Here is a 6,038-nt window from a genome sequence, read left to right as displayed (position 1 = left end):
GGACATTGGGATTTCATTTGTCATTGGGATTTGGACATTGGGATTTTTATTCTTTGGCTTCATTATTTTCCTTAACATTATCTAAACATATACATTCCTTATTTCCCTATAGGGTGAATAGTTACTATTTTTTAATTTATTTCCCCTTAATAGATAAAGCCCATTATCATAAGTTCCAATAACAGGCTCTTTACCTAAAATGGAGATTGCTGTTATCCTTTTAAAATCGCCAATTTTTAAAAAGCCCTTTCCATCAAATCTTATAAGACCTTTTTCGGTTCCAATATAAAGCCCATCTTTTGTTGGAAGGAATGAGGTTGTCTTGCAGAGATCAGGGTCTTCAAATAGATAATGGGTAAATCTATCTCCATAGAGGCTCATTATGCCTCTTGTTGTAAAACCAATATATAGCCTATTTTCAAAGATGGCAAGAGATGTAATGTTATTCTCAATTATGCCATCTAAATGGGTTATCTTTCTCAATAGGTTAAGATTTCTATCATAAACCTTAAGCCCACCTGATGTAGCAAGATAATACCTACCCTCAAAAAATGCTAAATCTCGTGTATCATTGCTATTTAAGAAAACTTCCCAATCCCTAAAAGAATCCTTGCTAAGGGGAATAGAACTTATAGAATATCTAATTTCACCTTCTTTTTTCTCCCTCTCAAGTTTGATAAACCTATCAACAGGCAGGAATGAGCTTTTATAGACAAAATAAACAAAGGCTAAAAACCCAATAATAAATATTACAAAAAGCCTTTTCATTCATATTTAAAGATAGCATAGGATAAAATGTTTGGTCAAGATTTTTTGCAAAAATCCCCTATTTTTGTTATAATTAGATTATGCCGGTTCGCTCTGATCTTCATAAAATCCTTCTCATTGGCTCTGGTCCAATTATCATTGGCCAGGCTTGTGAATTTGATTATTCTGGAACACAGGCTTGTAGGGCATTAAGGGATGAGGGATATGAGGTTATTCTTGTCAATTCAAACCCTGCAACAATAATGACAGACCCAAACACAGCAGATAGGGTTTATATTGAGCCATTAACCGTTGATTTCCTGGAGGAGATAATCAAAAAAGAGCATCCTAATGCCTTATTGCCAACCATTGGTGGTCAAACAGCCCTTAATCTTTCATCCCTCCTTTATGAGGCTGGAATTTTAGAAAGATACAATGTCCGAATGATAGGAGCAAATTATGAGGCTATTAAAAGAGCAGAGGATAGATTATGTTTTAGAAAGGCAATGTCTGAAATTGGTTTAGATATACCAAAGGGTATAGTTGTAAAGAGCCTAAAAGAGGCAAGGAAGGCAATAAAAGAAATTGGATTTCCCTGTGTCATAAGGCCATCATATACATTGGGTGGAATAGGTGGTGGAATAGCGGGAACTCAAAGGAATTTTGAGGAAATGGTAAAACAGGGGCTTCATGAAAGTATGATAGGTGAGGTTTTATTGGAGGAATCCCTTGAGGGATGGAAGGAGTATGAGCTTGAGGTAATGAGAGACTTAAAGGATAATGTTGTGATTATTTGCTCTATTGAAAACCTTGACCCAATGGGAATCCATACCGGTGATTCAATAACCGTTGCTCCGATTCAAACATTGACCGACAAGGAATACCAAATAATGCGCGATGCAGCAATTTCTGCTATAAGAAAAATAGGTGTTGAAACAGGTGGTTCAAATGTCCAATTTGCTGTTTGTCCAAAGAGTGGAAGGATGGTTATAATTGAGATAAACCCAAGGGTTTCAAGGTCTTCTGCTTTAGCTTCAAAGGCAACAGGGTTTCCTATTGCAAAGATTGCTGCAAAGCTTGCGATTGGAAAAACCCTTGATGATATACCAAATGATATAACAAAAAAGACACCCGCGTCATTTGAACCAACAATAGATTATTGCGTTGTTAAGATTCCAAGGTTCACATTTGAGAAATTTAAAGATGCAAACCCAATCCTTACAACATCAATGAAATCTGTTGGTGAGATTATGAGCATAGGAAGGACATTTAAGGAGGCATTACAAAAGGGTATAAGGAGCCTTGAAATGGATATGTATGGGCTTTATTTAGATGATTCTAATATGGGGCTTATCCCAGGTCTTTTTGCTCCTAATCAAGATAGGTTATTTTATATCTATAAGGCAATAAAAAAGGGAATAAAGATTAGCGAAATCCATAGATGGACAAAGATAGACCCCTGGTTTTTAAGAAACATAAAGGAGATTGTAAAGATGGAAGATGAAATTAGGAATTTCGGATTTCGGATTTCGGATTTCAGATTTTTAAAAAGGGCAAAGGAATATGGGTTTTCAGATAAAGAAATCGGAAGGATAATTGGTAAGGATGAAAGATATGTAAAAGAGATGAGAAAGTCTCTTGGGATAAACCCAGTATTTAAATCTGTTGATACCTGTGCAGGAGAGTTTGAAGCAGAAACACCATATTACTATTCAACATATGATGAGGAGGATGAGGTTTCTGTATCAAATAGGAAAAATGTTATTATTTTAGGCTCTGGTCCAAATAGGATAGGCCAGGGCATAGAGTTTGATTATTGTTGTTGTCAGGGCGTGTTTGCTTTAAGGGAGGAAGGGTATGAAGCGATTATGGTAAATTGCAACCCGGAGACTGTATCTACGGATTACGATATATCCGATAGGCTATATTTTGAGCCAATGACCTATGAGGATGTAATGAATATCATAGAAAAGGAAAATCCTTTGGGTATCATCCTCCAGCTTGGAGGACAAACACCCCTAAAGCTTGCTATACCACTTAAAAATGCAGGTGTTAAAATATTAGGAACATCCGTTGATTCCATTGATATTGCAGAGGATAGGGAGAGGTTTTCAGAGCTTGTAAAATCCCTTTCTTTAAAACAACCCCCAAATGGTTATGCCAAATCTATTGAAGATGCAAAAACAATCGCAAAAAAACTTGGTTTTCCTGTCCTTCTTCGTCCATCCTATGTATTAGGTGGCAGGGCAATGGAGATTGCATATGATGAGGATGATGTTAAAGGCTACATTGAAAAGGCAATTAAGGTATCTTCTTCTCGGCCTATCCTTATTGATAAATTCCTTGAAGATGCAATAGAGGTTGATGTAGATGCAATATCTGATGGAAATAGCGTTGTAATTGGTGGTGTTATGGAGCATATTGAAAGGGCTGGAATTCATTCTGGAGATTCTGCAATGGTTCTTCCTCCACATACATTAAAAAAAGAAATTATTGAAGAAATTAAGGAAAATACAAAGAGGATTGCCCTATCCCTTAATGTTATTGGGCTTATTAACATTCAATTTGCTGTAAAGGAAGAAGAGATTTATATTTTAGAGGTAAATCCAAGGGCATCAAGGACAATTCCATTTATCAGCAAGGCTATAGGTGTATCTTTGGCAAGCCTTGCTGTAAAGGTTATGCTTGGAAAAAGCCTTAAAGAGCTTGGCTTTATAGATGAAATTATACCTTCTTACTTTGCTGTAAAGGAATCTGTTTTTCCATTTACAAGGTTTTATGGAACAGATTGCATACTAGGCCCTGAGATGAAGTCAACGGGTGAGGTTATGGGTATTGCAGATAGCTTTTCCTGTGCATATGCAAAGAGTCAAATTGCCGCAGGACAAATTATGCCCGAATCTGGCAGGGTTTTTGTAAGTGTCCCTGATAGGGAAAAGCCAAATATATTAAAAACCTCCAGGCTATTTTTAGAGCTAGGGTTTAGCATTATTGCAACAAGAAATACAGGTGATTTCCTAGAAAAAAATGGCATTTTTGTAGAAAAGATCTTTAAGGTAGGAGAGGGAAAGCCAGATATCGTTGATATGATGAGGAAGGGCTTAATTTCTTTGGTTATAAATATACCATCTGGTAAAAAAGCACATAAAGATGAGGTAAAAATAAGAACAACAGCCCTTTCCCTTTCAATACCTATTGTTACAACATCTGATGGAGCATTGGCAACAGCCTCTGGAATATTGGCTTTAAAGAAGGAAAAAAGGGATGTGAAATCTATTCAGGAATACCATTCTATAATTCTTAAAAGACAAAAATAACAGGGATTTTTGTAAGAAATCCCAAAAGGATTCCGCATCCTAAAAGGCTTAATATAATATCAAAAGAGAAAAAGGCTATTTCAAAGGAAGAGGAAATCCCACTATTTACAAAAAGTGTATATCCTAGAAAAAGAAAAATAAGGGCAATTAAAGAGCTAAAAAGCCCATTAACCATAGAAGATATAAGGGAAGAAAGAAAAAGAGACCACTTTGTCCTTCCAGAAAGGTATAAAATTTCTCTCTCTTCTTTATAGAGCTTTGCATCAATCAAGGAAAGAAAAACAAGGATAATAATTAGACAAAGGGAATAAATTCCGCAAATCCAAAGGAAAACCTTTAAAAACCTATTCTTCATCTTTGACAAAAATTCAACATCTTCTTTTGAATAGCTTATCTTTTCAATGCCTTCTATAGATGAAAGAAAAGAGATAAGTTTATCAAAATCGGCCTTTTCTATCTTTTCAGAAAGCCTTATCTTTAATGAAGAAGGGATGGGGTTTTTGTCCAAAATATTGACTACCTCATTTGAAACAAGCCCCTTTAATGCCTCCTCCTTTGATTGATATTTAATTTCAATTCCTTTCCTTGCCATATTTATCCTTTTCATAAGAGCAGGAAGGGAAGACAAAGAAACCCCATCTTTTAAATAGGCGCTTATCTCTATTTTGTTATAAAGGAAGCTTATACAGGGAGAGATGTTGAATAAAGAAAGAAAAAGAGAGAAGAGAAAGAAAAACAATATCCCTTGTATCAAAATATAGCCTAATTTCATTTGTTTAATAATAACAAATTCTTTTATTTTTAGTCAAGAATAGATTGACAAAATGTCCCTAAAGGAGCATAATTCCCCGTATGAATAAGGATGAAATAAGAAAAAACATCACGAAGATTAGGGATAGCCAATCTAGTGAAGAAATCCTTGAAAAAAGCAAAAAAATAAAAGAAAAGATATTTTCATTACCAGAGTTTAAAGAGACCCCTAATGTGCTTTTTTATTATTCGTTCGGCTCTGAGGTAAGAACAGATATAATGATTTTAGAATGTAAAAAAAGGATATTTCTTCCAAAGGTATCTGGAGAAAAACTTGAAATATTTGAAATAAAAAGCCTTGATGAGGTAAAACCAGGCTATTGTGGAATCCTTGAGCCTATTACTAAAAACCCTGTTAAATTAGATGATATTGAGCTTGTAATTGTCCCAGGGATTGCATTTGATAAAAGGGGATTTAGGATTGGGTATGGCAGAGGATACTATGACAGGCTCCTTCCCTTGCTTTTTTGTAAAAAAATAGGACTTGCATTTTCCCTTCAGATAGTAAATAAAATCCCAAATACACCAAAGGATATAAGGATTGATAAAATAGTAACAGAGGATAGGGTAATTAAAATAGCAGAAAATACAAAGTTATGATAAAATATAAACATTTATAAATGGGGGTTAAAACAATGGCAACAAGCAAAACTGAGCAAATAAGGATAGACCTTCCTCAAGATGTAATTTTTGCAATGAGGGGGTTAGAAAAACCAGATGAAGTAAAAAAGAAGTTTAAAAAGGCTCTTTTCTTTACGGAATATATCTTCACGGAATATAATGGGTAAATAATATTTAAGAATTTAAACCAAAAGATTATCTTACAGAGTTATTAGGATGTCAAGGATTTTTTGTGCTGAGATATTTAAAATAAGGAAAAATGGCGACATAGAGAAGGTAATATTATTCTTAAAATAAGAGAGAAAAAGGTATATCTGTAGTGGATGTAAAAGGGTCTTAACAACATACTATGACTCCCGTATTCAGGAGGTTGCCATCTACATCTATGGAAGTATCCAACTGTTTTAGTATTTTAACTATTCTTCAGCAATAAGAAATTGAGACTTTAACATAAAGGATAAAAAAACCCTTATTTTTCAAATACTTGTATAAAGCCAACCTTCGTATTAGTAATTTTTACTAGTGTTTTTTTAAAAATGCCGA

The 6,038-nt window shown here is 34.5% G+C and carries 5 protein-coding genes; 3 read left to right on the top strand and 2 right to left on the bottom strand.

What is annotated here, in order from left to right:
- Nucleotides 1–81: 81 nt before the first annotated feature.
- Complete coding sequence (locus tag AB1630_09715; protein MEW6104066.1) at nucleotides 82–768, bottom strand: hypothetical protein; 687 nt, start codon at nucleotides 766–768, stop codon at nucleotides 82–84.
- Nucleotides 769–848: 80 nt separating this feature from the next.
- Here AB1630_09715 and carB point away from each other — a divergent pair, with 80 nt between their 5' ends.
- A complete protein-coding gene (gene carB, locus AB1630_09710) occupies nucleotides 849–4,064 on the top strand; it encodes a carbamoyl-phosphate synthase large subunit (protein MEW6104065.1) in 3,216 nt (1,071 codons plus the stop codon).
- On the opposite strand, the gene AB1630_09705 is transcribed toward carB, so the two are convergent.
- Nucleotides 4,048–4,836, bottom strand: coding sequence for a permease-like cell division protein FtsX (locus AB1630_09705; protein MEW6104064.1), 789 nt, complete (start codon nucleotides 4,834–4,836; stop codon nucleotides 4,048–4,050). The genes carB and AB1630_09705 overlap by 17 nt on opposite strands.
- Nucleotides 4,837–4,916: 80 nt before the next feature.
- Between AB1630_09705 and AB1630_09700 the strand changes: the two genes are divergently transcribed.
- Together AB1630_09700 and AB1630_09695 are read left to right on the top strand one after the other, a co-directional pair.
- Entirely contained in the window at nucleotides 4,917–5,474 is a 558-nt protein-coding gene (locus AB1630_09700) for a 5-formyltetrahydrofolate cyclo-ligase (GenBank protein MEW6104063.1), read from the top strand.
- A gap of 35 nt (nucleotides 5,475–5,509) precedes the next feature.
- Complete coding sequence (locus AB1630_09695; protein ID MEW6104062.1) at nucleotides 5,510–5,662, top strand: hypothetical protein; 153 nt, start codon at nucleotides 5,510–5,512, stop codon at nucleotides 5,660–5,662.
- The last annotated feature ends 376 nt before the right edge of the window (nucleotides 5,663–6,038 follow it).

This window comes from bacterium (genome assembly GCA_040753555.1).
GTDB lineage: Bacteria > UBA9089 > UBA9088 > UBA9088 > UBA9088 > JBFLYE01.
The sequence above is the reverse complement of the archived record's forward strand: the minus strand, read 5'-3'. Positions and strand labels throughout refer to the sequence as shown.

Excerpts from the sequence above, each read along its gene's own strand:
- AB1630_09715 (MEW6104066.1), bottom strand. The coding sequence starts at position 768 with ATGAAAAGGCTTTTTGTAATATTTATTATTGGGTTTTTAGCCTTTGTT.
- carB (MEW6104065.1), top strand. The coding sequence starts at position 849 with ATGCCGGTTCGCTCTGATCTTCATAAAATCCTTCTCATTGGCTCTGGT.
- AB1630_09705 (MEW6104064.1), bottom strand. The coding sequence starts at position 4,836 with ATGAAATTAGGCTATATTTTGATACAAGGGATATTGTTTTTCTTTCTC.
- AB1630_09700 (MEW6104063.1), top strand. The coding sequence starts at position 4,917 with ATGAATAAGGATGAAATAAGAAAAAACATCACGAAGATTAGGGATAGC.
- AB1630_09695 (MEW6104062.1), top strand. The coding sequence starts at position 5,510 with ATGGCAACAAGCAAAACTGAGCAAATAAGGATAGACCTTCCTCAAGAT.